The organism is Kribbella sp. CA-245084 (assembly GCF_050942355.1).
Taxonomy (GTDB): domain Bacteria; phylum Actinomycetota; class Actinomycetes; order Propionibacteriales; family Kribbellaceae; genus Kribbella.
In genome coordinates, this window is sequence record NZ_CP192053.1 from 1,108,114 (window position 1) to 1,130,996 (window position 22,883).

The 22,883-nt window shown below is 67.7% G+C and carries 21 protein-coding genes; 12 read left to right on the forward strand and 9 right to left on the reverse strand.

Annotation, left to right across the window (positions count from 1 at the left end):
- Positions 1 to 58: 58 nt before the first annotated feature.
- The 3 genes from ACQPYH_RS05580 to ACQPYH_RS05590 are packed head-to-tail and all read left to right on the forward strand — an operon-like array spanning position 59 to position 2,430.
- The gene (locus ACQPYH_RS05580) at positions 59 to 1,207 is read left to right on the forward strand and encodes an acyl-CoA dehydrogenase family protein (RefSeq protein ID WP_432887534.1); all 1,149 of its coding nucleotides are present in this window, start codon (positions 59 to 61) and stop codon (positions 1,205 to 1,207) included.
- A complete protein-coding gene (locus ACQPYH_RS05585) occupies positions 1,208 to 1,975 on the forward strand; it encodes a 3-hydroxyacyl-CoA dehydrogenase (RefSeq protein WP_432887537.1) in 768 nt (255 codons plus the stop codon). It begins immediately after the preceding gene.
- Positions 1,975 to 2,430: an NUDIX hydrolase gene (locus ACQPYH_RS05590; protein ID WP_432887540.1), complete on the forward strand. Its 456-nt coding sequence runs from the start codon at positions 1,975 to 1,977 to the stop codon at positions 2,428 to 2,430. Before ACQPYH_RS05585 ends, ACQPYH_RS05590 begins: the two co-directional genes overlap by 1 nt.
- On the opposite strand, the gene ACQPYH_RS05595 is transcribed toward ACQPYH_RS05590, so the two are convergent.
- Genes ACQPYH_RS05595 through ACQPYH_RS05605 form a run of 3 tightly spaced genes read right to left on the reverse strand, consistent with a single transcriptional unit; the run spans position 2,408 to position 6,041 of the window.
- Positions 2,408 to 3,649 (reverse strand): glycoside hydrolase family 27 protein, encoded by a 1,242-nt coding sequence (locus ACQPYH_RS05595; RefSeq protein ID WP_432887543.1) that lies wholly within the window; start codon positions 3,647 to 3,649, stop codon positions 2,408 to 2,410. The two genes, ACQPYH_RS05590 and ACQPYH_RS05595, sit on opposite strands and share 23 nt — an antisense overlap.
- Before the next feature lie 17 nt (positions 3,650 to 3,666).
- Positions 3,667 to 4,812 carry a galactonate dehydratase gene (gene dgoD / locus ACQPYH_RS05600; RefSeq protein ID WP_432887546.1) on the reverse strand — a complete coding sequence of 382 codons (1,146 nt, stop codon included), beginning with the start codon at positions 4,810 to 4,812 and terminating at the stop codon, positions 3,667 to 3,669.
- Positions 4,809 to 6,041 carry an ROK family protein gene (locus ACQPYH_RS05605; RefSeq protein ID WP_432887549.1) on the reverse strand — a complete coding sequence of 411 codons (1,233 nt, stop codon included), beginning with the start codon at positions 6,039 to 6,041 and terminating at the stop codon, positions 4,809 to 4,811. Before ACQPYH_RS05605 ends, dgoD begins: the two co-directional genes overlap by 4 nt.
- A 145-nt stretch (positions 6,042 to 6,186) precedes the next feature.
- Between ACQPYH_RS05605 and ACQPYH_RS05610 the strand changes: the two genes are divergently transcribed.
- Genes ACQPYH_RS05610 through ACQPYH_RS05625 form a run of 4 tightly spaced genes read left to right on the forward strand, consistent with a single transcriptional unit; the run spans position 6,187 to position 10,112 of the window.
- On the forward strand, positions 6,187 to 6,957 hold the full coding sequence (locus tag ACQPYH_RS05610; protein WP_432887552.1) for an NAD-dependent epimerase/dehydratase family protein: 771 nt from the start codon (positions 6,187 to 6,189) through the stop codon (positions 6,955 to 6,957).
- Positions 6,958 to 6,967: 10 nt separating this feature from the next.
- On the forward strand, positions 6,968 to 8,329 hold the full coding sequence (locus ACQPYH_RS05615) for an extracellular solute-binding protein (protein WP_432887555.1): 1,362 nt from the start codon (positions 6,968 to 6,970) through the stop codon (positions 8,327 to 8,329).
- Positions 8,326 to 9,294 carry a carbohydrate ABC transporter permease gene (locus tag ACQPYH_RS05620; protein ID WP_432887558.1) on the forward strand — a complete coding sequence of 323 codons (969 nt, stop codon included), beginning with the start codon at positions 8,326 to 8,328 and terminating at the stop codon, positions 9,292 to 9,294. The genes ACQPYH_RS05615 and ACQPYH_RS05620 overlap by 4 nt, the downstream gene beginning before the upstream one ends.
- Positions 9,291 to 10,112 (forward strand): carbohydrate ABC transporter permease, encoded by an 822-nt coding sequence (locus tag ACQPYH_RS05625; RefSeq protein WP_432887561.1) that lies wholly within the window; start codon positions 9,291 to 9,293, stop codon positions 10,110 to 10,112. The genes ACQPYH_RS05620 and ACQPYH_RS05625 overlap by 4 nt, the downstream gene beginning before the upstream one ends.
- A gap of 8 nt (positions 10,113 to 10,120) precedes the next feature.
- Here the strand turns inward: ACQPYH_RS05625 and ACQPYH_RS05630 are convergent, their stop codons facing one another.
- The 3 genes from ACQPYH_RS05630 to ACQPYH_RS05640 are packed head-to-tail and all read right to left on the reverse strand — an operon-like array spanning position 10,121 to position 12,903.
- Positions 10,121 to 11,110, reverse strand: coding sequence for a hypothetical protein (locus ACQPYH_RS05630; RefSeq protein WP_432887564.1), 990 nt, complete (start codon positions 11,108 to 11,110; stop codon positions 10,121 to 10,123).
- Positions 11,110 to 11,604: a SigE family RNA polymerase sigma factor gene (locus ACQPYH_RS05635; RefSeq protein ID WP_432887567.1), complete on the reverse strand. Its 495-nt coding sequence runs from the start codon at positions 11,602 to 11,604 to the stop codon at positions 11,110 to 11,112. Before ACQPYH_RS05635 ends, ACQPYH_RS05630 begins: the two co-directional genes overlap by 1 nt.
- Positions 11,605 to 11,655: 51 nt before the next feature.
- The gene (locus ACQPYH_RS05640; protein WP_432894350.1) at positions 11,656 to 12,903 is read right to left on the reverse strand and encodes a DUF4032 domain-containing protein; all 1,248 of its coding nucleotides are present in this window, start codon (positions 12,901 to 12,903) and stop codon (positions 11,656 to 11,658) included.
- Between the two features lie 67 nt (positions 12,904 to 12,970).
- Between ACQPYH_RS05640 and ACQPYH_RS05645 the strand changes: the two genes are divergently transcribed.
- The 5 genes from ACQPYH_RS05645 (at position 12,971) to ACQPYH_RS05665 (ending at position 19,410) form a co-directional block, all read left to right on the forward strand.
- Positions 12,971 to 13,963, forward strand: coding sequence for a LacI family DNA-binding transcriptional regulator (locus tag ACQPYH_RS05645; RefSeq protein ID WP_130446362.1), 993 nt, complete (start codon positions 12,971 to 12,973; stop codon positions 13,961 to 13,963).
- Between the two features lie 174 nt (positions 13,964 to 14,137).
- The gene (locus ACQPYH_RS05650) at positions 14,138 to 15,508 is read left to right on the forward strand and encodes an ABC transporter substrate-binding protein (protein ID WP_432887571.1); all 1,371 of its coding nucleotides are present in this window, start codon (positions 14,138 to 14,140) and stop codon (positions 15,506 to 15,508) included.
- Positions 15,508 to 16,596, forward strand: a complete 1,089-nt coding sequence (locus ACQPYH_RS05655; RefSeq protein WP_432887574.1) for a carbohydrate ABC transporter permease — start codon at positions 15,508 to 15,510, stop codon at positions 16,594 to 16,596. The genes ACQPYH_RS05650 and ACQPYH_RS05655 overlap by 1 nt, the downstream gene beginning before the upstream one ends.
- Positions 16,593 to 17,462: a carbohydrate ABC transporter permease gene (locus ACQPYH_RS05660; RefSeq protein ID WP_432887577.1), complete on the forward strand. Its 870-nt coding sequence runs from the start codon at positions 16,593 to 16,595 to the stop codon at positions 17,460 to 17,462. The genes ACQPYH_RS05655 and ACQPYH_RS05660 overlap by 4 nt, the downstream gene beginning before the upstream one ends.
- A gap of 406 nt (positions 17,463 to 17,868) precedes the next feature.
- Positions 17,869 to 19,410, forward strand: coding sequence for a glycoside hydrolase family 13 protein (locus ACQPYH_RS05665; protein WP_432887580.1), 1,542 nt, complete (start codon positions 17,869 to 17,871; stop codon positions 19,408 to 19,410).
- On the opposite strand, the gene ACQPYH_RS05670 is transcribed toward ACQPYH_RS05665, so the two are convergent.
- The 3 genes from ACQPYH_RS05670 to ACQPYH_RS05680 are packed head-to-tail and all read right to left on the reverse strand — an operon-like array spanning position 19,403 to position 22,786.
- Positions 19,403 to 21,640 (reverse strand): heavy metal translocating P-type ATPase, encoded by a 2,238-nt coding sequence (locus tag ACQPYH_RS05670; protein ID WP_432887583.1) that lies wholly within the window; start codon positions 21,638 to 21,640, stop codon positions 19,403 to 19,405. The two genes, ACQPYH_RS05665 and ACQPYH_RS05670, sit on opposite strands and share 8 nt — an antisense overlap.
- Complete coding sequence (locus tag ACQPYH_RS05675; protein ID WP_432887586.1) at positions 21,600 to 22,571, reverse strand: hypothetical protein; 972 nt, start codon at positions 22,569 to 22,571, stop codon at positions 21,600 to 21,602. Before ACQPYH_RS05675 ends, ACQPYH_RS05670 begins: the two co-directional genes overlap by 41 nt.
- Positions 22,568 to 22,786, reverse strand: coding sequence for a heavy-metal-associated domain-containing protein (locus ACQPYH_RS05680; protein ID WP_432887589.1), 219 nt, complete (start codon positions 22,784 to 22,786; stop codon positions 22,568 to 22,570). The genes ACQPYH_RS05675 and ACQPYH_RS05680 overlap by 4 nt, the downstream gene beginning before the upstream one ends.
- Positions 22,787 to 22,883: the final 97 nt, after the last annotated feature.

A 22,883-nucleotide genomic window follows, 5' to 3' on the forward strand; every position in this document is an offset into this window, starting at 1 on the left:
ATGTGCTTCAGTATCGTTCCGAGTATCATTTTGGCAGTTGTTGAAGAGGGGGTTCCTGATGCCTGTCGACCGACTCCTGCCGACCGACGAATCCATCGACCTGCTCGCCCTGGTCCGGGACCTGTGTGAGCACGAGCTCGCGCCGTACGCCGCCGGTGCCGAGGAGAGCGAGACCTTCCCGAGGGACGCGTTCCGCACCCTCGGCAAGGCCGGCCTGCTCGGCCTGCCGTATCCGGAGCAGTACGGCGGCGCCGAGCAGCCGTACGAGGTGTACCTGCAGATGCTCGAGGAGATCGCGTCCGCGTGGATGTCGGTCGGTGTCGGCGTCTCCGTGCACACGATGACGTCGTACGGGCTGGCGACGTTCGGGAGTGACGAGCAGAAGGCCCGGCTGCTGCCTGACATGGTCGGCGGCGAAATGCTGGGGGCTTACGCGTTGTCCGAGCCGCAGGCCGGCTCCGACATCAGCTCGCTGACGACCAGGGCCGTCCGCGACGGCGACTCGTACGTCCTGAACGGGACGAAGGCGTGGATCAGCCACGGCTCGCACGCGGACTTCTACACGACGTTCGCGCGGACGTCGGAGGACCCGAAGCACGGCATCTCCGCGTTCCACGTGCCCGGTTCGGCTGAGGGGCTGAGCTTCGGTGCGCCGGAGCGGAAGATGGGCCTGACCGGCTCGACCACGACGCTCGTCAACTACGACAACGTCCGGATCCCGGCCGCCAACCTGATCGGCGCGGAGGGTGACGGCATGCGGATCGCGTTGTCCGCGCTCGACTCCGGCCGGCTCGGGATCGCCGCGTGTGCGATCGGTCTGGCCCAGGCAGCGCTCGACGTCGCCGCGTCGTACGCGAAGGAGCGTCAGCAGTTCGGGCACGCGATCGCGGACTTCCAGGGGATCCAGTTCCTGCTCGCCGACATGGCCGCCGCGGTCGAGTCCGGGCGGGCGACGTACCTGCACGCCGCGCGCCGGCGTGATCTCGGGCGGACGTTCACGCGCGAGGCGGCGGTCGCGAAGCTGGTCTGCACGGACGCGGCGATGAAGGTCACCACCGACGCGGTGCAGGTGCTCGGTGGGTACGGTTACACCCGGGAGTTCCCGGCCGAGCGATACATGCGCGAGGCCAAGGTGACCCAGATCTTCGAAGGCACCAACCAGATCCAGCGGCTAGTGATCAGCCGCGAAGTCCTCAGGAGCGTGTAGATGAAGTTCAGCCCGTCCGACGTCGCCCTGGTCACCGGTGGTGGTTCGGGGCTCGGGGAGGCGACGGTACGCCGGTTGGCCGCGGACGGGCTCGGGGTCGTGATCGTCGACCTGCCGTCGTCCGCGGGCAAGGCGGTTGCGGAGGAGCTGGGCGACCGGGTCGTGTTCGCGCCGACCGACGTCACCGACGAGGCCGGCGTCACGGCCGCGCTCGACACGGCGATGAGCCTGGGCGAGCTGCGGGTAGTCGTGAACTGTGCCGGCATCGCGACGCCGGGGCGGGTCGTCGGCCGCAAGGGTCCGTTGCCGCTGGCAACGTTCCGGCAGGTGATCGAGGTGAACCTGATCGGCACGTTCAACGTCCTCCGGCTGGCTGCTGAGCGGATGATCGAGTTGCCGGCGGGCGAGGACGGCGATCGCGGCGTCGTGGTGATGACCGCGTCGATCGCGGCGTACGACGGTCAGGTCGGCCAGGCGGCGTACGCGTCGAGCAAGGGCGGGATCGTCGCGCTCACGTTGACCGCGGCGAGAGACCTTGCGGACAAGGGGATTCGGGTCGTCACGATCGCGCCCGGCACGATGGAGACCCCGATGCTCGCCGGGCTCCCGGAGGAGACGCGGACGGTGCTCGAGCAGCAGGTCCCGCACCCGTCGCGCCTCGGCAAACCGTCGGAGTACGCCGCGCTGGTGCGGCACATCCTCGACAACCAACTGCTGAACGGCGAAGTCATCCGCCTCGACGGCGCGCTGCGGATGCCGCCGCGCTGATGCGCGTTCGCGCGTTGCTGTTGCGGGCGGGCTCGCCGTTCGCGCAGCTGTGGTTCCGCATCCGCAAACCCACGACCTTCGGCGTGAAGGCCCTGCTGCGACAGGCGGACGGCCGCTTCCTGGTCGTCCGCCACTCGTACGCCGACACCCGCCGCTGGGCGCTTCCGGGCGGTGGCTACAAACCCACCCGCGAAACGCCCGCGGAGGCAGCCGCGCGCGAGATCCACGAGGAACTCGGCATCGCGCTGCCCGCCGAAGCCTTCACCGTCCTCGACACCACCGTCACGACGCTGGAGGGCAAGCACGACACCTTGACGACCCTCGCAGCCACGGCGGCCGGAGACACGCTCCGGCTCTCGCCGGAGATCGCCGAGGCCCGCTGGGTCGGTGACCTCGCCGAACTCGGCGAGGCCCCCGTCTCGCAGTGGTTGGTCAGGGCGTTGGCGTCATCCTGAACCAGCGCGCTCCATGCGCCGGCACGCTGCACTCCAAGCGTCCGTCCGGGCGGTGCTCCGACCCGTCCCACAGGTCTCGTGCCGGACCAGGTCCGGCGAGAGAGTCGAGCGGCACGGACACCTGACGGACGCTGGAGCCCGTCCAGAAGATCGCCGCATAGGAACAATCTGTGCCCCGGGCTGTCCAGACGATGAGTTCGCCGTCATCGAGGGGCTCGCGGATGATTTCGCGGGCGTCGTACGACGTGTTCAGAACCTCGGCGAGTGCTGGATTCGTCAGCAGGGCAAGGGTTTCGGGCGACGAGGTCGGCAGATCGCCGCCCATCATCAACGGCGAACGCGCCATCACCCACAACGTGAGCAACGTCTTCTGCTCGTCCAGGGTGAGCCGGCTCGAGCGGTCCTCGCCGCGTTCGGCGCGGATGCCGATGTGGCCGAGCGGCAGCATGTCGGCGTCCGCCCAGCCGCCGGTCTGCTGGAACGGCGCCCACCGCGCCAGCCGCGCGAACTGCGCGTACACGTCCTCCCACCGGTCCCACAGATCGTCCGAGATCCGCCACAGCTGCGCGTTGCCCCGCAGATGATCGAGGTGATGCGTCGACAGCTGGGTGCCCGGCGACAACGACAGCACGATCTCGCGCCCGGTCCGCTCGATCGCTCGTGCGTACGCCGCGATCTCGCGATCGTGGTACGGCGCCAGCATGTCGTCCGCCTTCACGAAGTCCACACCCCAGGCGGCGAACTGCGCCACCTGAGCGTCGTAGTACGCCTGCGCGCCGGGATGGTCGTGGTTCAGCCCGAGGTTGTCCGGGTTCCACGCGCAGACGTGGTCGGGGTCCGCGATCTCCCGCGCCGTCCACTCGGTCCCGTACACCGGCAGGTCGAGCTCGACCGCCCGCCGCGGAATCCCGCGCATGATGTGCAGCCCGAACTTCAGCCCGAGCTCGTGCACCTTCGTGGCCAGTGGTTCGAAGCCGGCGCTGCCCGCGGCCGAGGGGAACCGGAGCGGGGCCGGCAGTTGGCGGCCGTAGTCGTCGAGGACGATCGGCGCGTTCTCGTTGTAGCCGTGCGATCGCGCCGTCGGGTCGTACCACGCGATGTCCACAACCACGGTGTCCCACCCGAACGGCAGCAGCCGGTCGTGCATGACCTGTGCGTTCGCGAGGACTTCGTCTTCGGTGACTGTGGTGCCGAAGCAGTCCCAGCTGTTCCACCCCATCGGCGGGGTCTGCGCGGCTACCACTCCGCGAAGGAGCCGTCGTCGTGGCGGAGGATCGGTGAGCGCCAGCGGTGCGGGTTGGCCGCGGCCGCGCGGACTACCTCCTCGTTGACCTCGATCCCCAGCCCAGGGCCGGTCGGGCGCTCCACGTGCCCGTCGATGAAGGTGAAGACCCCTGGATCGACCAAGTAGTCGAGCAGCTCATTGCCGCTGCCGTACTCGATTCCCAGGCTCTGTTCCTGGATCAGGAAGTTCGGGATGGCGAAGTCGATCTGCAGGCTTGCCGCCAGCGTGATCGGCCCGAGCGGACAATGCGGTGCCACGCTCACGTCGTACGCCTCGGCCATCGCCGCGATCCGCCGTACCTCGGAGATGCCGCCCGCGTGCGAGATGTCCGGCTGCGCGACCGCGATCCCGGTCGTCAGCACATCCCGGAAGTCCCAGCGGGAGAAGAGTCGCTCACCGGTCGCGATCGGGATGCTGGTCGACTCGACGACCCGGCGCAGGTCGCGGGCGAACTCCGGAAGCACGGGCTCCTCGATGAACATCGGCAGCAACGGCTCGAGCAACGGCAGGACCTGGCGGGTGGCCGCCGTACTGAAGCGGCCGTGGAAATCGAGGGCGATGTCGACACCGTCGCCCAGTGCGTCGCGCAGCGCCTCGACTCTGCTGACCGCGGCGCGGAGTTGGGCGGCCGACGGGATCGGCGGCAGCGCCTCGGAGAGATTGAGCTTGAGCGCGGTGAAGCCCTTGGCCACCCTGGCGTGCGCCTCGTCGACGAGCTGGGCGTTGTCGCGGCCGTGCACCCAGGTGTACATCCGGACCTTGTCCCGCACCGGACCGCCGAGCAACTCGTGCACCGGGACGTCGTGGAATCGTCCCTTGATGTCCCACAAGGCCTGGTCGATTCCCGCCAGCGCACTCGAGAGCACCGGCCCGCCACGGTAGAAGCCGCCCTTGGCCATGACCTGCCAGTGTTCCTCGATCCGCAGCGGATCGGAGCCGACGAGCTGCTCCATCAGCGCTGTCACGGCGCCTTGGACCGCCTCGGCCCGGCCCTCGACGATCGGTTCGCCCCAGCCGCTGATGCCTTCATCGGTGTCGATGCGCAGGAACTGCCAGCGCGGCGCCACCAGAAACGTCTCGTACCCGACGATTTTCACACTGCCTCATTCGGTCGAAGGTCCGTGCCGGCCAGGAGCGCGGCGACAAGCTGATCGGTCTGCCGGAGCACCAGGGCCGCAGCGCCGGACGCGCCGGCTCGCACGCCGAGATCGAGTTGTGCGGCGACCACCTCGGCGTCGCGGGTCAGCGCCATCGCGGAGCGGCGCAGTGTGGCGCGGATCGGTTCCAGGATGAGATCGCCGGTCCGGGCGAGCTCGCCGCCGATGATGATCAGGCCGGGGTTGAGCAGGTTGCAGATGTTCGCGAGCACCCGTCCGGTCACCTCGCCGGCCGCGCGCAACGCGCGCACGGTGCCGGGGTCGCCGGCCTGCGCCGACGCGAGGAGTTGGTCGATGTCGTCCAGGTGCAGGGTGTCGAGCACGGCGTTCAGCGACGCGTACTGCACCAGGCAGCCGCGGTTCCCGCACGGGCACTGCGCGCCGGCAGGGTCCGCCGAGATGTGACCGGCCTCGCCGCCACCGCCGCGCGAGCCGCCGTGATGAAGGTTGCCGTCGACAAGCAGCCCGGCGCCGATCCCCGTCGACAACCCGAGGAACAGCACGTCCCGCTCACCCCGCCCGGCGCCCCAGGTGAACTCGGCAACCGCCTCGAGCCGGGTGTTGTTGTCGACCAGCAGCGGTACGTCGAGCTGCCGCCCGAACTCGGCCGACACGTTCACCCCTGCCCACGCCTGCCCCGGCAACGACGGGCCGACCACGCCGGTCTGCAGATCGAGCGGACCCGGTACGCCGATGGCGACGCCGAGCAGGGCGCTGCGATCAACCCCCGTCTGCGCGAGCAAGGTGTCGAGCAGACCCACGCCGGCCGTGAGGCGCTCCTGCCAAGGCGTGTCCCGGTCCATGCTGACGCCGTCGCTGGCCAGTGTCCTGCCCGCGAGGTCGGTGACGTGGCACCAGACGCGTTCGAGGGTGAAGTCGAGACCGGCAGCCGCGCCGGCCGCCGGATTGGCCTGCAGGAACCCACGGGCACGGCCGTCGACCTCGGAGGCGTCGATGCCGGCTCGGGCCACCTGGTCGCCGACCGCCTCGATCACGACGCCGCCGGTGATCAGGTCGGCCACGATCGTGGACACGGTCGTCCGTGAGACCCCGCAGATCCGCGCCAGCTCGGCCCGGTGCAGCGCCCCGTGCTCCATCAGGGCGGACAGCATCCGTTCGGAGTTGGTACGCCGCAGTGCGCGCAGTGATCCGGTGTCCTTCGCAGTCACGAGGACGAGTATCGGCGGAACGGCGTACGGACGTCAACAAAACGGACATAGTGCGTTCATACTCTTGACACAAACCCGGAAGTGCTCGAACAATTTCGCCCACAGTCCGGGAATCGACCCGGGCCCGGCGACGTGGATCAACGACATGGACGCTGTGGAGAACGCGAGTGTGCCGCTGCTGGTGGTCACCGGCGGGCTGGGGCGGGTGGCGACGGTTGTGCAGCCGTGGCTGCGCAAGACCTACCGGCTGCGGCTGGTCGATCGAGCACCTGCCGACGGTGTCGTCCGGACCGACATCGGCGATCCCGAGGCGGCGTACCGGGCGCTCGAGGGAGCGGACGCGGTCCTGCATCTGGCCGGGAACAGCAGCCCTTGGCAGACCTGGGACAGCGTGTACGCCGCCAACGTGCGGACCACCCAGGTCGTGCTCGAGGCCGCCGCGGCGCACGCCGTACCGAAGCTGGTCCTCGCGAGTTCGCTGCATGTGATGGGCGAGTACAACCGACCGGCGCACTGGCCGGTCGATCCGCGCCTCGATCCGCGACCGTGCTGTCCCTACGGGCTCGGCAAGGTCGTGCTCGAAGCGCTCGGGCGGACACATGCGGAGCGGGTGGGGGCATCGGTCACCTGTCTGCGGCTCGGTCTGACCGGCTGGCCGCTGACGGAGCGGCGCTATCTGGGGCAGTGGCTGTCCGACGACGACGCCGGCCGGCTGGTGCTCGCAGCGCTGCAGAGCAAGGAGCGGTACGGCGCGTATTTCGGGGTGTCGGCGAACACCCGGGACCACTGGGACATCGCCTCGGCCCGGCACGAGCTCGGGTATCGGCCCGAGGACGACAGCGAAGTGTTCGCAGACCGGGCCGGACCCTCCTCCGGCCCGGTCTGCCGGCTCTTCGAAACCGAGACTTCAGATTGAGAGGTTGGCTATGACCACAACGAACTCAGGGCTCTCCCGCCGCCGGTTCCTGGCGCTCGGCGGCGTGGCGGCCGGCGGTGCCCTCACGGTGGCCTGCTCGCCCGCGTCCTCCACCAACACTCCGGTCGCGACCGGCACCGGATCCAAGGCCAAGGGCGCCGTGACCGTGATGTCCCAGTCGGGAGAATTCGGCCCGAAGGAGGCCAAGGCGGCTTCGCAGGCGCTCGGCCTGACTGTGAAGACGGTCGAGTACGACCTGACCAAGCTGACCGCGATGCTTGCCAGCGGCAACCCACCCGACGTGGTCCGGGGCATGGGCGCTACCGATACGGCGTACCTCGCGGCCCGGCAGGTCGCCGAGGATCTCGATCCGTACTTCGCGAAAAGCGCGCTGATCAAGGCCGACGACATCGACCCGGTGAACGACCTGTGGCGGTTCGACGGGCAGAAACAGGGCGCCGGCCCGCGGTACGGGTTCGCGAAAGACTATTCGCAGGACGCGATGCTCTGGTACAACTCCGCACTGTTCGACGCCGCGAAGGTGGCGCATCCGAGCTCGGCCGAGCCGCTGTCGTTCGACGAGCTGCTCGATCTCGGCAAGAGGCTGACGAAGCGGCAGGGTGCCAAGGTCAGCGCCTACGGCCTGAACGCGAACGGCCTCAGCGTCTTCATCACGCTCTGCGGGATGACTGCCTCCGCGGGCGGCAAGGTGCTCGCCGACGACCTCGCATCGGTCGATCTGAGCAGCCCGGAGGCGCTGCGCGCGATCACCTGGTACCTCGACTACGCGAAGGCGGGCATCGGCCCGACGGTGCTCAACCCGGATCCGAACGGCTGGGACGGTCCGACCTTCCAGGCCGGCCGGATGGCGATCGCGACCGACGGCTACTGGTTCGGCGGTGTGTTCAGCGCCGACGCGAAGAACGCGAAGCTCGCGCATCTGCTGCCGGCGCCGCAGTTCGGCACCGGCGCACGGATCAGCCCGTGCTACGGAGCGACCGGGCTCTGGATGCCGAAGGCCGGCAAGAACAAGGACGCGGCCTGGGCGGTGATGGAGTGGTTCCTGGCCGGCGATCCGGCCAAGGCGCGGGCCAAGGGCGGCTGGGGGATCCCGCCGCTGAAGTCGCTGCAGAAGCTGATGCCGCAGACCCAGCCGTTCCAGAAGGAGGCGTACGAGGTCCAGTCGGCCGAGCAGAAGTACTTCTCGGTGATGACCTTCACCCCGTACCTACGGCTTGACGCGATCGACGGCATCATCGGCCGTGAGTTGCCCAAGGCAATCAAAGGTACGACGTCTGCCGCGCAGTTCGCGGACACCGTGATGAGCCAGGTCAACACCCAGCTCGCCGATGGAAAGAAGCGCTTGCGGTGAGTGTCCTGACCGAGGTACGCCGTCCGGCCGCGCCGGCTGCCGTGGACCGGCGGAAGAAGCCGCCCGGCCTGCGGAAGGCGCGGACGTTCTACCTGTTCGTCGCACCGTGGATCATCGGGTTCGTGGCGCTGACGGTGTTCCCGCTCGGCTACGCGTTCTGGCTCAGCCTGACCGACTCCGACGGGCTGTCGCCGCGGACCCATTTCGTCGGCTTCGAGAACTACGTGGCGATCTTCCACGACCCGCTGACCCTGAGCTCGCTGGGCAAGACCGGGCTGTTCGCGCTGGTCACCGTGCCGCTGTCGATCTTTGCCGGGTTGCTGCTCGCGGTGATGCTGAACCAGCCGATCAAGGGCCGGGGACTGCTTCGCGGGCTCATCTATCTGCCGGCCGTGGTTCCGCCGGTGGGTGCGGCGCTCACGTTCCGGTTGATCTTCGACCGCGATGCGGGCGCGGCGAACGGCGTACTGAGCGGGCTCGGGGCGAATCCGATCACCTGGCTGGTCGATCCGAACGTGCGCTATGTGCTGTACGCGCTGGTGTTGTGGGGATGCGGCGGATCGATGATCATCTCGCTGGCCGGCCTGCAGGACATTCCGCGTGAGTTGCTCGAAGCGGCTCAGGTCGACGGGGCGTCGTACTGGCAGTCGTTCACGCGGATCACCGTGCCGTTGCTGTCCCCGGTGATCCTGTTCCAGGTGATCACCGGGGTGATCGGATCGCTGCAGTCGTTCGCGCCGTTGCTGTTGTCGTCGGGGTCGCTGAGCGGCGCGGGGACGGTGCCACAGGGCAACTACCTCTACATGATCCACGTGTTCGCGCAGTACTTCAGCGCATCCCGCTTCGGCTACGCGTCGGCGATGTTGTGGATGCTGTTCGCGGTGATCCTGCTGGTCACGCTGCTGATCATCAAGGTGAGCGCCCGGACCGTCTTCTACACCGTCGAGCCGGAGGGGAAGAAATGACCCGGACCTACCGGTGGGCGCTCTACATCGTGCTGCTGGCCGTCGTTCTGGTGATGCTGAGTCCGATCCTGTGGTTGGTGTCGACGTCACTGAAGTCGCCGGCCGAGATGGCGTCGTTCCCGCCGTCGTGGTGGCCATCGGCACCGAGATTCGCCAACTACACCGACGCGATCAGCCAAGTGAACTTCATCGGCGCGACGCAGAACTCGCTGACGATCGCGTTCATCAGCACCACACTGACCACCTTGAGCTCGGCGTGGGTCGGATTCGGGTTCGCGCGGTTGACGGCGCCGGGGAAGAAGCAGTTGTTCGTCGTGCTGCTCGCGACGATGATGCTGCCGGGGATCGTGACGCTGGTTCCGACGTACCTCATCTTCGCGAAGCTGCACATGGTCAACACCTACTGGCCGTGGGTCGCGTGGGGGCTCGGCGGGAGCGCGTTCCTGATCTTCCTGTTCCGCCAGTTCTTCGCCGGCATCCCGCGGGAGATGGAGGAGGCAGCAATCATCGACGGCTGTGGATACGTCGGGGTCTTCTGGCGGATCTTCCTGCCGCAGTCCTGGCCGGTGATCGCGGCCAGTGTGATCCTCTCGTTCACCCACGCCTGGGGCGACTTCGTCGGACCCGCGATGTTCCTCAGCCAGGACAGCACGACGCTCGCCGTCGCGATGGCCACCGGCTACGTCAACGACAAGGGCCTCCCGATGAACAACCTGGTCGCGGCCGGCGCCGTCATGTACGTCCTGCCGGTCCTGGTCCTCTTCCTGTTCATGCAACGCCGCTTCGTCAGCGGCTTCTCAACCTCGGGCATCAAGTGAGGAGGAAGTCATCGCGGTAGGGAGGGAATGGGTTTGACCGGGTCGAAGAGGTCGGCGCCTTGGGTTTGGTGGTGGGGGCCGGATCGGATGATGTCGATGCCCGGTGGGGGGTGGTTGATGGAACAGGTGCTGTAGGAGACGTGGACCGGCCACGACTGGTTGCCGGCGCGGAGGTGGATGACGTATTCGCGACCGGCCGGATCCTGGCATCCGGCCGGTATCGGGCCCGGGCCTGAGCGTGGCCTGGGCGGGGTGAGCAGCTGGCCGGCCAGCTGCTGGGCCTTATCTGCCGGGACGTTCGAGCCGGCGATCAGCGAACCGTTCCAGTACTCGCAGATCGAGGCCGCGGTGATCTGGGCCGTCGGCTTGCCGTTCGGTCCGTCGGCGGGCTGCCGGGCGGTGCAGCCGTAGTAGTCCGTGCCGGTGATGGGTCGGGCCGAGTCGAGGATCGTACGGCGGAGCGCGTCGTCCTTCGTCAGCACGCTGAGCTTCACGCCGCCGACCAGCCGAGTCTCTTCGGTCCAGCCCCCGTCGTACTGCTTGATGCCTGGCGCCTGAACGTCGTTGAACCACAGGTACGGCTGCCGTCGAGCCAGCGGGACTACAGCCGTGCTGCAGGTGTACACCTTGCTCGCCGGCCATCCGTTCAGTCGCCCGATGGCGGGAACTGCCGCGTTGCCGAGGAAGGTGCACGGCGCCGGTCCGGACACGTACTGCGTCCAGCGCGCCGGGACCTGTACCTGGACCGTCCTGAAGGACTCCCATCGCCAACCGGGTTGCGGGTTCTGGGCGATCGGCGGATCGGTGCGCAGTTGCAGGTGGGTTGCGGTGATCGCGGTTGCGACGGCTGCCGCGGCGATGACGGCGGCGCCGATCGTGCGGCCGGTGCGGCGGCGGCGTAGGCGGGCGTGGACTCCGGCCAGGAGGCGGTCGTCCGATGGGGCGTCCGCGGCGTGCTTCGACAGGCTGTCGGCGATGAGTTGTTCGGAGCGGTCCATCAGTGCTTGACCTCCTCGGTGGTGATGGTGGTGCGCAGGCTCGCCAGCGCGCGGTGGATCTGGGAGCGGACGGTGGCGGGTGAGCAGTCCAGGATCAGGGCGATCTCGGCGTCCGGGAGGTCCTCGTAGTACCGCAGTACGACGGCTGCTCGTTGTTTTGCGGGCAAGGTGGCACACAGCGCCCACACCTCGTCGTGCTCTGCCTGTGCGGCAGCGTGGTCCGGGCTTGTCGTCCCGGTGCCGACTTCCTCGGCGGGAGTCTCCCGGCGGAAGAAACGGCGCCAGCGCGAGATGTCGGCGTTGACGATGGACCGCCGTACGTAGGCCTCTGGATCCTGGACGCGACAGATCTTGGTCCACTTGGAGTACGCCGCGAGCAGCGCGTCCTGGACTGCTTCCTCCGCGCGGTTGTGGTCGCGCGTGACCAGGTACGCGAACCGCAGTAGCGCGGCGCCTCGCTGAGTGACCCAGTCGTCGAAGTCAGGCGTCTCCATCCGGCACCTCCCACCTTGATCACGTCGCGGAGGGCCGGAACGTTGCAAACCTCAGTCAGGCTCGGGAAGAGACGGTGTCGGCAGCGCCAGCTTCTCGTCCGGCTTGGCCGCCAGTACGTCGTTCACGTACGAGCGGGCCGCTTCCATCGTGTCGACCTCGTGGCCGGCCTGCTCGGACAGGAACCAGCGGTGTTCGAGGACCTCGTGGAAGACCTCGGCGGGTTCGAGCTTGCGGTTGAGGTTGCGGGGGACCGAGCGGACGACGGGCTCGAAGACCTCGGTCAGCCACTGGTGGGCGACGATCTCCTCGTCCTCGTTCTGCTGGTCGGTGGCCGCCGCGAACGCGTCCAGGTCGTTGAGCAGCCGGCGCGCCTGGTTCTCCTCGACGTCCAGTCCGGTGAGGCGGAGCAGCCGGCGGGAGTGGTGGCCGGCGTCGACGACCTTCGGCTGGATGCGGACCTGGCTGCCGTCCCAGTCGGTGATGATGTCGATCTCGGCGACGTCGAAGCCGAGCTCGTTCAGCCGCCGGATCCGCGAGTCGAGCCGGTGCATCTCGTCCTCGGCGAACTCCTCCGGCGCGGTCAGCTCCGCCCACAGCGCCTCGTACCGCTTCTGGATCGACTCGACCGTCTCCTGCGGGTCGATCGACTCGTCGAGCAGACCGCCCTCCTGCAGGTCGAGCAGTTCGCCGAACAGGTTGATCTCCGCGGTGTACAGATCGTGTGCCCGTTGGCCGTCGGAGATGTCCTGGTGCAGCTCACCGGTCTCGGCATCCACCAGGTACGCCGCGAACGCGCCGGCGTCCCGTCGGAACAGGGTGTTGGACAGCGAGCAGTCGCCCCAGAAGAATCCGAGCAGGTGCAGCCGAACGATCAGCGCGACCAGTGCGTCGATCAGCCGGTTGACCGTGTCGGGCCGGAGCGTGCTGGAGAACAGCGCGCGGTACGGCAGGGAGAACTGCAGGTGCCGGGTGATCAGGATCGAGTCGATCGGCTCGCCGTCGCGGTCGACCCGGTCGGTGATCACGCCGACGGGCTCGACGGAGGGGGCCTCGAGGCGTTCGAGGTCGCGGAGCAGCCGGTACTCGTGCAGCGCCAGGTGCTCGAGGACCTCCTTGATCGCGTACACCGTGCCGTTGACCCGGACGAAGCGGACGACGTGCCGCGAGATACCGCGCGGCAGCGCGACCAGCTGGTCCTCGGGCCAGTCCTCCAGCGGGACGTCCCAGGGGAGCGACAGCAGGCCGGTGTCCGGGCGGGTGGCGACGAATCGGGGCACGGCTCCCAGTCTGTCAGGAATCCTGAGGGTTCAGCGAGGTACGCAAGTCCTTGCAAATTCTTGCGTGATTGGGCGTACAGTTTGCGCCATGACACGACGACTTGCAGAGGTGGCGAAGAAGGTCGGCGTCAGCGAAGCCACCGTGAGCCGCGTCCTGAACGGGAAGCCAGGGGTGTCCGAGGCGACCCGTGAAGCGGTGCTCACCGCACTCGACGTCCTCGGGTACGAGCGTCCCACGCAGCTGCGCGGCGATCGCGCCCGGCTGGTCGGTCTGGTCCTGCCGGAATTGCAGAACCCGATCTTCCCCGCGTTCGCCGAGGTCGTCGGCGGCGCCCTCGCGCAGCAAGGTTTCACATCCTTGCTCTGCACCCGGACGGTCGGTGGCGTGTCCGAGGCCGACTACGTGGATCTGCTCCTGCAGCAGCAGGTGTCCGGGGTGGTGTTCGCCGGCGGTTTCTACGCGCAGGCCGACGCGCCGCACCAGCACTACGAGCTGATCCAGGAGCGCAAGCTGCCGACCGTGCTGGTCAACGCGGCGGTCGACCATCTCGGGTTCCCGCAGGTCTCGTCGGACGACTACGTCGCGGCGGAGATGGCGATCGGGCACCTGCGAGCGCTCGGCCATATGCGGATCGGGATGGTGCTCGGCCCGCGTGACCACATTCCCTCGCGGCGGAAGCTGGAGGCGTACCTCGCCGCGGACGAGGCCGATCCGAAGCTGGTCGAGCACACGATGTTCTCCCTCGAGGGCGGGCATGCGGCCGCGACCCGGTTGGTGAACTCCGGCGTGACCGGCATCGTCTGCGCGAGCGACATCCTCGCGCTCGGTGCGATCCGCGCCGTACGCCGAGCCGGCCTGAGCGTCCCGGGCGAAGTCTCGGTGATCGGGTACGACGACTCCGCGATGATGAACTGCACCGACCCGCCGCTCACCACCGTCCGCCAGCCGATCGACGCGATGGGCCGCGCCGCGGTCGACATGCTGGTCGCCCTGATCGAGCGCGCCGTCGTACCCGCCGACGAGCTGCTCTTCGAGCCGGAGCTCGTCGTCCGCGCCTCGACGGCACGGGCCCGGATCTAGACGTCACGCAGTACCCCGGCAGCCGCTGACCGCTCTGGTCGGCGGCTGCTGTCGTTTGCCCTCTAGCGGGTAATCTCCCACGAGAAGTCACGTTTTTGCAATGTCAGATCGAAGTATTGCGATCATGCGTCCAGTTCCCTACGGTGTCCACACGATCCGAGGGAGAGGGTGGAAATGACGACAACGCGCCGCGGGCTCAGCCTGCTGCTGGTTGCGGGACTCGGGCTGGTGGCCGCGTCCTGCGGGTCGGACGACGGAAACAAACCGGCCGCTGGGGGAGCGTCGGACGGACCGGTGACGATCACAGTCGGCTGCGAGCCGCCGAAGAGCAATCCGAAGGAGCGCGAGGCCTGGGAGGCGGATGTCGCCACGTTCCAGAAGGCGCACCCGAACATCACCGTGCAGGGCAAGGACGCGTTCCCCTGCATCAACCCCGACACGTTCCAGGCGAAGCTGGCCGGCGGGACGCAGGAGGATCTCTTCTACGTCTACTACACCGACGTACGCAAGATCATCGAGAAGAAGCAGGCCGCCGACATCAGCCAGTACGTCGGCACCGTCGGCGCGGTCAAGGATCTGCGTCCGGACGTGATGGGCGTGTTCAAGGACGGCGACAAGACGTACGGACTGCCGCGCAACAACTACAACATGGGCCTGGTCTACAACCGGAAGCTGTTCACGCAGGCCGGTCTGGACCCGGCCAACCCGCCGAAGACGTGGGAAGAGGTCCGCGAGGCGGCGAAGAAGATCGCGGCGCTCGGCCCGGGGTACGTCGGGTACGGCGAGTACTCCGCCGGCAATACGGGTGGCTGGCACTTCGCGGCCGAGTTGTACGCCCGCGGCGGGTCGATGGTGAGCGACGACGGGAAGACCGCGGCGTTCAACAGCGACGAGGGTAAGGCGGTTCTCGAGAACCTGAAGAAGATGCGTTGGGACGACAACTCCATGGGCACGAAGCAGCTGCTCCAGTGGGAAGACCTGATGCGGATGATGGGCGGCGGCAAGCTCGGGATGATGGTCGGTGCGCCCGATGTCGTGCAGTCGGTGAACAACGACTTCAAGGGAAAGTTCGACGACTACGGCGTCACCGCCGTACCGGAGTCGGACGGGAAGTCGTCGCTGAGCGGCGGCGACGGGTACATGTTCAACCCGAAGGCGTCGCCGGAGAAGATCAAGGCCGGTCTGCAGTGGCTCGAGTTCCACGAGCTCACGCCGGGCAAGGGCCAGTTCGACTACGCCCGGTCGAAGTCGCAGGGTCGCCCGGTCGGTCTGCCGATCCCGGACCTGTACGGAACCAGTGCCCCAGGCAACGAGATCACCGCGTTGCGCAAGCAGTACGCGACGGTCCCGGTCGACAACTTCGAGCCGTACGTCGCTGCCCAGGGCAACATCACCAACAAGCTCGAACCGCCCAAGGCGCAGGAGCTCTACGCCGTCCTCGACGTGGCAATGTCCGCCGTCCTCACCCGCAAGGATGCCGATGTCAACAAGCTCCTGAGTGACGCGGAGAGCAAGGCGAACAAGATCCTGGCGAAGAACACCTGATGGAAGACCGAACCACAAGCACCCGCCGCCCCCGCTCCGCGGGGACGGCGGGTGGTGGGGGACAGGACGAGGCGGCGGTGCAGGCGCAGCCGCCGAGCGGGAGTGCCCGCGAGCACAAGGAGCGCCGCTCCACGGCAGCCGGCCCGGCCCTCACCCGCCAGCCACCGGGGGCGGGCTTTGATGACGAGCTGTCTTTTCCTGTAGGTGCTGGTGCTTTGCGGCGAGCGTTCGGGCGGAACCTAACCGCGTACGGGTTCCTGTGTGCTGCGTTGATCTGTTTTGCGCTGTTCTCCTGGTATCCGATGGTTCGGGAAGTTGTGCTGAGTTTTCAGCAGAACAACTTCGTGGATCCGGGCGTCTGGGTCGGGTTCGACAACTTTCGTACGGTAATTGCGGACCCGGCGTTCCGGTCTGCGTGGCTGAACACAGCGGCTTTCAGCGGGCTGGCGCTGGTGATCGGGTACGCCGTGCCGTTCGTGCTCGCCGTCGTGCTCAATGAGCTCAAGCATGCGAAGGCGTACCTGCGGTTCGTCGTGTACCTGCCGGTGATGCTTCCGCCGGCGGTCGCCGTACTGCTGTTCAAGTGGTTCTACGACCCCGGCGCCGGCCTCTTCAACCAGGCGCTCGACGTCGTACACATCCCGCCGTTGAGCTGGCTGGACTCGACGAGTACGGCGCTCATCAGCCTGGTGATCGTGTCGACCTGGATGAACCTCGGCACCGGCACGCTGATCTACCTCGCCGCGCTGCAGAGCATCCCCGGCGATCTGTACGAGTCCGCGGAGCTCGACGGAGCGGGCTTGTTCCGGCGGGTGTGGCACGTGACGATCCCGCAGACCAAGCTGATCCTGCTGGTGATGCTGCTCCTGCAGATCGTCGCGACGATGCAGGTCTTCATCGAGCCGTACCTGCTGACCGGCGGCGGCCCGGAGAACGCGACCGTGACGGTCGCCTACCTGATGTACCAGTACGCCTTCAACTTCGGCGACTTCGGCGGCGGCTCCGCGCTCGGCCTGATGTTGATGATCGTGCTGCTGATCTTCTCGACGGTCTACCTGCGTGTGTCGCGCGAGGAGGACGCCCGATGAGGACCTTGGTCTCGCCGCTCGCGCTCCGCACCCCGCGCGGGCGGGTGATCTACTGGACGATCCTGACGGTGACGGTTGTCGGGTTCACCGGCGCGTTCGTCTTCCCGCTCTACTGGATGGTGACGGGGGCGCTCAAGTCACCCGACGAGCTCGCGCAGATCCCGCCTAGCTTCTTCCCTCAGCATTTCGATCTGCACGTGTACGTCGACGCGTGGGAGCAGCTCCAGCTCGGGGTCTTCCTGAAGAACACCGTGCTGTACGCCGGTGGCGCGTGGCTGTTCACACTCGCGGTCGACGTCAGCGCGGCGTACGCGTTGTCGAAGTTGCGGCCGATCTTCGGGAAGCTGGTGCTCGGCGCGATGCTGGCGACGTTGATGATCCCGCCGATGGTGCTGCTGCTGCCGACGTACCTGGTCGCGAAGGACCTGCCGATCTTCCACGCGAACCTACTGAACACCCCGTGGGCGATTTGGTTGCCGGCGGCAGCGAACGGCTTCTTCGTGTTCCTGCTGAAGCGTTTCTTCGACTCGATCCCGCGGGAGCTCCTGGAGGCCGCGGAGATCGACGGCGCCTCACCCGCCAGGATCCTGTGGTCGATCGTCCTGCCGGTCTCCCGCCCGATCATCGGCGTCGTGTCGATCCTGTCCGTCGTGACGGTCTGGAAGGACTTCGTCTGGCCCCTCCTGGTCCTCCCGGAGACCGACAAGATGTCCATCAGCGTAGGCATCGCCTCCCTCTCAGCCCAAATGCCCCAGAACGTCCTGATCGCCTCCCTGGTAATCGCCAGCCTGCCCACAATCCTGGTCTTCTTCATCTTCCAGAGAAGCATCATGGCGGGCCTAACAGCCGGAAGCCTCAAAGGATGAAAGAACCCACCCCTCGCTCCGCTCGGGGCAGGGAAAGAGAGGGAGCCGGCCCCCGAGGGGGTCGGGTTGGGCCCGCCTCGGCTCGGGGCGGGGGAGGTGGGAGCCGGCCTCCGCGGTCGGGTAGTGCCGCCCCGGCTCGGGACGGGGGAGGAGTGGGAGCTGGCCCCCGACGGGGTCGGGTTGGAGTGCCGCCCAGACCCGGGTCGGGTTGGACCCGGCCCTGGCTTGGGTCGGGTTGGAGTCCCGCCCGGACCTGGGTCGGGTTGGAGCCGGCCCGGCTTGGGTTGGGTTGGACCCCGCCCCGGGATGGGGCGGGCTGGAACTAGACAGCTGACCTGCGCTCGGGGCAGGCATGAGAAAACATCACCGGCCCGAGCGGAGCGAGGGCCGGTTGAGAGGAGATTTTATGGCTGACGAATGGTGGCGCGGGGCGGCTATCTACCAGGTTTATTTGCGGAGCTTTGCCGATGGCAACGGGGATGGGGTGGGGGACCTGGCCGGGTTGCGCGGCAGGTTGGCGTATTTGGCTGAGCTTGGGGTGGACGCTATCTGGTTGAACCCGTGGTATCCGTCTCCGATGGCTGACGGTGGGTACGACGTTGCCGACTACCGGGCGATCGACCCGGCGTTCGGGACGTTGGCGGAGGCTGAGGCGTATATCGCGGAGGCGCATGCGTTGAACATCCGGACGATCATCGACATCGTGCCGAACCACGGCTCCGACCAGCAGGACTGGTTCGTCGAAGCTCTCCGCGCCGGCCCGGGGTCGCCTGAGCGCGAGCGGTTCCTGTTCCGCGCCGGCCGGAACGATGGTCCGCCCAACGACTGGCAGTCCATCTTCAACGGGCCGGCGTGGACTCAGGTGGAAGACGGTGAGTGGTACTTGCACCTGTTTGCGCCCGAGCAGCCCGACTTCAACTGGCGGAACCCCGAAGTTGTCGAAGAATTTCACGACATCCTTCGGTTCTGGCTGGATCGCGGCGTCGACGGGATCCGGATCGACAGCGCCGCCGTACTGTTCAAGGACCTGGACAGCGTCGAGGAGTCGTACACCGACCACGACGAAGTACACGAGGTCTATCGCGGCTGGCGGCACCTCACCGATCAGTACGACGGACGCTTCCTCGTCGGCGAGATGTGGATGCCGGACCAGGAACGCTTCGCGCTGTACCTGCGGCCGGACGAGATGCAGACCGCGTTCAACTTCGACTTCCTGTCGCGTCCGTGGGAGGCCGACGAACTACGCGCCTCGATCGACCTCACGCTGTCGACGCATGTCCCGATCGGCGCACCACCGACCTGGGTGCTGTCGAACCACGACGTCACCCGCCCGGTGACGAAGTACGGCCGCCCCGACACCTCCTTCTCCCACCAGGACCGCAAGCACGGAATGCAGACCGATCTGGTGCTGGGTGAGCGCCGAGCCCGCGCGGCCGCCCTGCTAGCCATGGCGCTTCCCGGGAGCCTCTACGTCTACCAGGGCGAAGAGCTGGGGTTGCCCGAGGTGGAGGACCTGCCCGACGAGCTGTTGCAGGATCCGATCTTCGCGCGCTCAGGAGGCGCCGACCGAGGACGGGATGGTTGCCGGGTCCCACTGCCTTGGTCGGGGAAGGAGCCGCCGTTCGGCTTCGGTGCCGGTACGCCGTGGCTCCCGCAGCCGGCGGACTGGAAGAACCTGACGGTCGAATCCCAACACGATGACCAGAACTCGATGCTGGCCCTGTACCGCACCGGCCTCCGGTTCCGACGCGAACTGCTGGGGGACGGGACGCTCACCTGGATGGACTCCGCACCCGACGTCCTCATCTTCCAGCGCGAGACCCTCACCTGCATCACCAACCTCAGCGCCGAACCGATCGAACTGCCGCCGCACGAGGAGGTGCTGTTGACCAGCATCCCCCTCGACGACGGCAAGCTCCCGACCGACGCGACCGCCTGGATCAGGTGAGCGAACGGAACCGACGCAGCCGCAGGCTGTTGGACACGACGAACACCGAGCTGAAGGCCATTGCGGCCCCGGCCAGCATGGGGTTCAACAGACCGGCGGCGGCGAGCGGCAGCGCCAACACGTTGTAGGCGAAGGCCCAGAACAAGTTGCCCTTGATCGTGCGCAACGTACTGCGGGACAGCCGAATGGCATCCACAGCCGCCCGCAAATCGCCGCGCACCAACGTCAGGTCGCTTGCTTCGATCGCAACATCGGTGCCGGTGCCCATGCTCAGGCCGAGATCGGCCTGGGCGAGGGCGGCCGCGTCATTGACGCCGTCGCCGATCATCGCGATCACGCGACCCTCGTCCTGCAGCTTCTTCACCGCGTCGACCTTGCCGGCCGGGAGTACCTCGGCGATCACGTCGTCGATCCCGACCTCACCGGCAACCTTCAACGCAACTGCTTCGTTGTCGCCGGTCAGCAGCACCGGCCGCAGTCCCAGCTCCCGCAATTGAGAGATCGCCTGCACCGACGTCGGTTTCACCGTGTCCGCAACAACCAGCACGGCCCGCGCAACCCCGTCCCACCCGACCGCAACCGCCGTACTGCCTTCCGCCTCAGCATGTTCCTTCGCGTGGGCGAGTTCGGAGGGCAGGTGCTGGCTCCACTCCTCCAGCAGCCGCGTGCGCCCCACGAGTACGGCGTGGCCGTCGACGATCCCTTGCACCCCAAGACCTTCGACGTTCCCGAAGTCCTCGACCTCAGGCAGCTTCCCGGCAGCTGATGCGGCCCGGGCGACGGCCTGGGCGATCGGGTGCTCCGACGAGTGCTCCAGCGCGCCGGCCAACCGCAGTACCTCGGCCCGCTCCTGACCGGGAGCCAGCAGTACGTCGACCAGCTCCATCCGGCCGGTGGTCACGGTGCCCGTCTTATCCAGTACGACGGTGTCGACGCGACGCGTGGACTCGAGCACCTCCGGGCCCTTGATGAGGATGCCCAACTGCGCACCCCGACCGGTCCCCACCATCAACGCGGTCGGCGTGGCAAGCCCCAACGCACACGGGCAGGCGATGATCAGTACGGCGACTGCCGCCGTGAACGCGACCTCCACCGGCGAACCGTTGCCCAGCCAGAAGCCGAGCGTCGCCAGCGCCAGCCCGATCACGATCGGCACGAAGATCCCGGACACCTTGTCGGCAAGGCGTTGTACGGCGGCCTTCCCGTTCTGCGCGTCCTCGACCAGCCGCGCCATCTGCGCCAGCTGGGTATCCGCGCCGACTCGCACAGCCCGTACGACGAGCCGACCGCCCGCATTGACGGTCGCACCAACGACTGCGTCACCAGCGCCGACCTCGACCGGCACGGACTCGCCGGTCAGCATCGACGCGTCGACCGCGCTGCTGCCGGTCACGATCACGCCGTCCGTCGCGATCTTCTCGCCGGGCCGGACGACGAACTCGTCGCCCACGACCAGCTGGTCAGCCGGGATCCGAGTCTCCGTGCCGTTCCGCAGTACTGCGACATCCTTCGCCCCGAGCTCCAGCAGAGCGCGCAAGGCGGCACCGGAGCGGCGCTTGGCCCGCGCCTCGAAGTACCGCCCGGACAGGATGAACACGGTGACCGCCGTCGCCACCTCGAGGTAGATCTCCTCAGCGCCGCTGCCCCGGGACGGGATCAGCGTGAACGGCATCTTCATGCCCGGTTCGCCCGCCGAGCCGAGGAACAACGCGTACAGCGACCAGAGGAACGAGCTCACCACGCCCAGCGAGATCAGCGTGTCCATCGTCGTCGCGGCGTGCCGCAGGTTCGTCCAGGCGGCCTTGTGGAACGGCCAGGCCGCCCACGTGACCACCGGGAACGCCAGCGTCAGCGACGCCCACTGCCACGACTCGAACTGCAGCGCCGGGATCATCCCGAACGCGACCACCGGCACCGTGAGCACGATGCTCGCGATCAGCCGCTGCCGCAGGGGCTTCAGCTCATCCGGCTCCTCGGCCTCGGTCGTGACGGCCGGCGTCGGCAAGGCCGCGGTGTAGCCGGTCTTCTCGACGGTGGCGACCAGGTCATCGGTCGAGACGCCCTCGGGGTACGTCACCTTCGCCTTCTCGGTGGCGTAGTTAACGGTCGCCGTGACGCCGTCCATCCGGTTCAGCTTCTTCTCGACCCGGGCGGCGCAGGAGGCGCACGTCATCCCGCCGATGATGAGCTCAACGGACTGGTTGCTCATGTTCGTGTTCCTCCTCTTCATGCGCGGTGGATGTCGGTACGCCGGTCGGCGGGGTGATCGTGGTGCCGGTCGAGTCGACGTGCACCGTGAACTCCGCGGTGTGAACAGCGCCGGCGTGCTGGAAGTCCAAGAACAGGCTGTACGTGCCCGCGGTCGGGAAGGTCGTCATGAAGTCGATCGACGGGCCGCCCTTCATCCCCGGCTCGGCGTGCTGCGCCGGGTGGTTGTGCAGGTAGGCCAGGTCGCCGCTGCGCAGCGAGACCAGGTGCCCGAAGGCGCCCAGGTACGGCTGCAGGTCGGTCACCGGCTTGCCGTTCTTGCTGACCGTGAACGTGAGCTGCGATTCCTTGCCCGCAACCGGCGTGCCGGCGAGCGTCACGTCGTACCCGTGGATGCTGGTGACGGCGGCCGGGTCGTTGAGCGGGACCGGGACATACAGGCCGGTGACGTTCACGTCCGTGCCGAGCGTGATGTTCTTGTCGAGGCCCGCCGGCTGGAAGTCGGCGTACATCCGCCACGTCCCGCCGGCGGTGAACGTGAACGGAATGCTCCACGTCCCGTCCGCCGCCAAGGTCGGGTGCACGTGGTGGAATCCGGACAGGTCGCGCCGTACGACGATCAGATGCAGGTCCTTCTCATGCGTCTTCGTGTACTGCGTGACCGGCTTGCCGTCAGGCCCTTTGATGGTGAAACGCAGTGCGGTCTTGCTGCCGGCGGTGAAGAACGTCGACGCCGGGGCGAACGTGTACCCCGCGTCGGACACCGCGAGCCCGGGCAGTTGCCCGCCGGTGTCGTGCCCGCCCATGTCGCCCATGCCCATCTCCTGCGACTGCGAAGGTGTGTCGGCCGCCGCGATCGGGTCGACCGCGGTGCCGATGCCGTACGCCGCCCCGAAGGCGAGCGCCAACGCACCGGCGAACGCGCCGAGCCGGAGCGCGGCGGCCCGGCTCACGACGCCGCCAGTTCGTAACCCGCCTCGTCGACGGCCTCACGTACGGCGGTCTCGTCGAGCGCGGACTCACTCGTCACGTGCACCGCGGAGGTGCCACCCGCAACGAGATCGATCGTCACGTCCTGCACACCGACAAGCTTCCTGAGCTCCTCGGTAACCGCGGACGTGCAGTGCGCACAGGTCATCCCGGCAACGGAGTAAGTAGTGGTGGTCATATCAGCTGCTCCTCGAGTAATGAACTAAGAACCAGGCGGGCGATTGCTTGGGTTAGCTACGAATCAGGCGGGCGATTGCTTGGGTGATAGCTACGAA

Bases quoted from the DNA above. Each gene is read 5' to 3' on its own strand.
- ACQPYH_RS05645 (WP_130446362.1), top strand. From the start codon at position 12,971: ATGACACGACGACTTGCAGAGGTGGCGAAGAAGGTCGGCGTCAGCGAA.
- ACQPYH_RS05585 (WP_432887537.1), top strand. From the start codon at position 1,208: ATGAAGTTCAGCCCGTCCGACGTCGCCCTGGTCACCGGTGGTGGTTCG.
- ACQPYH_RS05625 (WP_432887561.1), top strand. From the start codon at position 9,291: ATGACCCGGACCTACCGGTGGGCGCTCTACATCGTGCTGCTGGCCGTC.
- ACQPYH_RS05655 (WP_432887574.1), top strand. From the start codon at position 15,508: ATGGAAGACCGAACCACAAGCACCCGCCGCCCCCGCTCCGCGGGGACG.
- ACQPYH_RS05615 (WP_432887555.1), top strand. From the start codon at position 6,968: ATGACCACAACGAACTCAGGGCTCTCCCGCCGCCGGTTCCTGGCGCTC.
- ACQPYH_RS05680 (WP_432887589.1), bottom strand. From the start codon at position 22,786: ATGACCACCACTACTTACTCCGTTGCCGGGATGACCTGTGCGCACTGC.
- ACQPYH_RS05580 (WP_432887534.1), top strand. From the start codon at position 59: ATGCCTGTCGACCGACTCCTGCCGACCGACGAATCCATCGACCTGCTC.
- ACQPYH_RS05660 (WP_432887577.1), top strand. From the start codon at position 16,593: ATGAGGACCTTGGTCTCGCCGCTCGCGCTCCGCACCCCGCGCGGGCGG.
- ACQPYH_RS05610 (WP_432887552.1), top strand. From the start codon at position 6,187: ATGGACGCTGTGGAGAACGCGAGTGTGCCGCTGCTGGTGGTCACCGGC.
- ACQPYH_RS05630 (WP_432887564.1), bottom strand. From the start codon at position 11,110: ATGGACCGCTCCGAACAACTCATCGCCGACAGCCTGTCGAAGCACGCC.
- ACQPYH_RS05665 (WP_432887580.1), top strand. From the start codon at position 17,869: ATGGCTGACGAATGGTGGCGCGGGGCGGCTATCTACCAGGTTTATTTG.
- ACQPYH_RS05635 (WP_432887567.1), bottom strand. From the start codon at position 11,604: ATGGAGACGCCTGACTTCGACGACTGGGTCACTCAGCGAGGCGCCGCG.
- ACQPYH_RS05650 (WP_432887571.1), top strand. From the start codon at position 14,138: ATGACGACAACGCGCCGCGGGCTCAGCCTGCTGCTGGTTGCGGGACTC.
- ACQPYH_RS05590 (WP_432887540.1), top strand. From the start codon at position 1,975: ATGCGCGTTCGCGCGTTGCTGTTGCGGGCGGGCTCGCCGTTCGCGCAG.
- ACQPYH_RS05670 (WP_432887583.1), bottom strand. From the start codon at position 21,640: ATGAAGAGGAGGAACACGAACATGAGCAACCAGTCCGTTGAGCTCATC.
- ACQPYH_RS05595 (WP_432887543.1), bottom strand. From the start codon at position 3,649: ATGGGGTGGAACAGCTGGGACTGCTTCGGCACCACAGTCACCGAAGAC.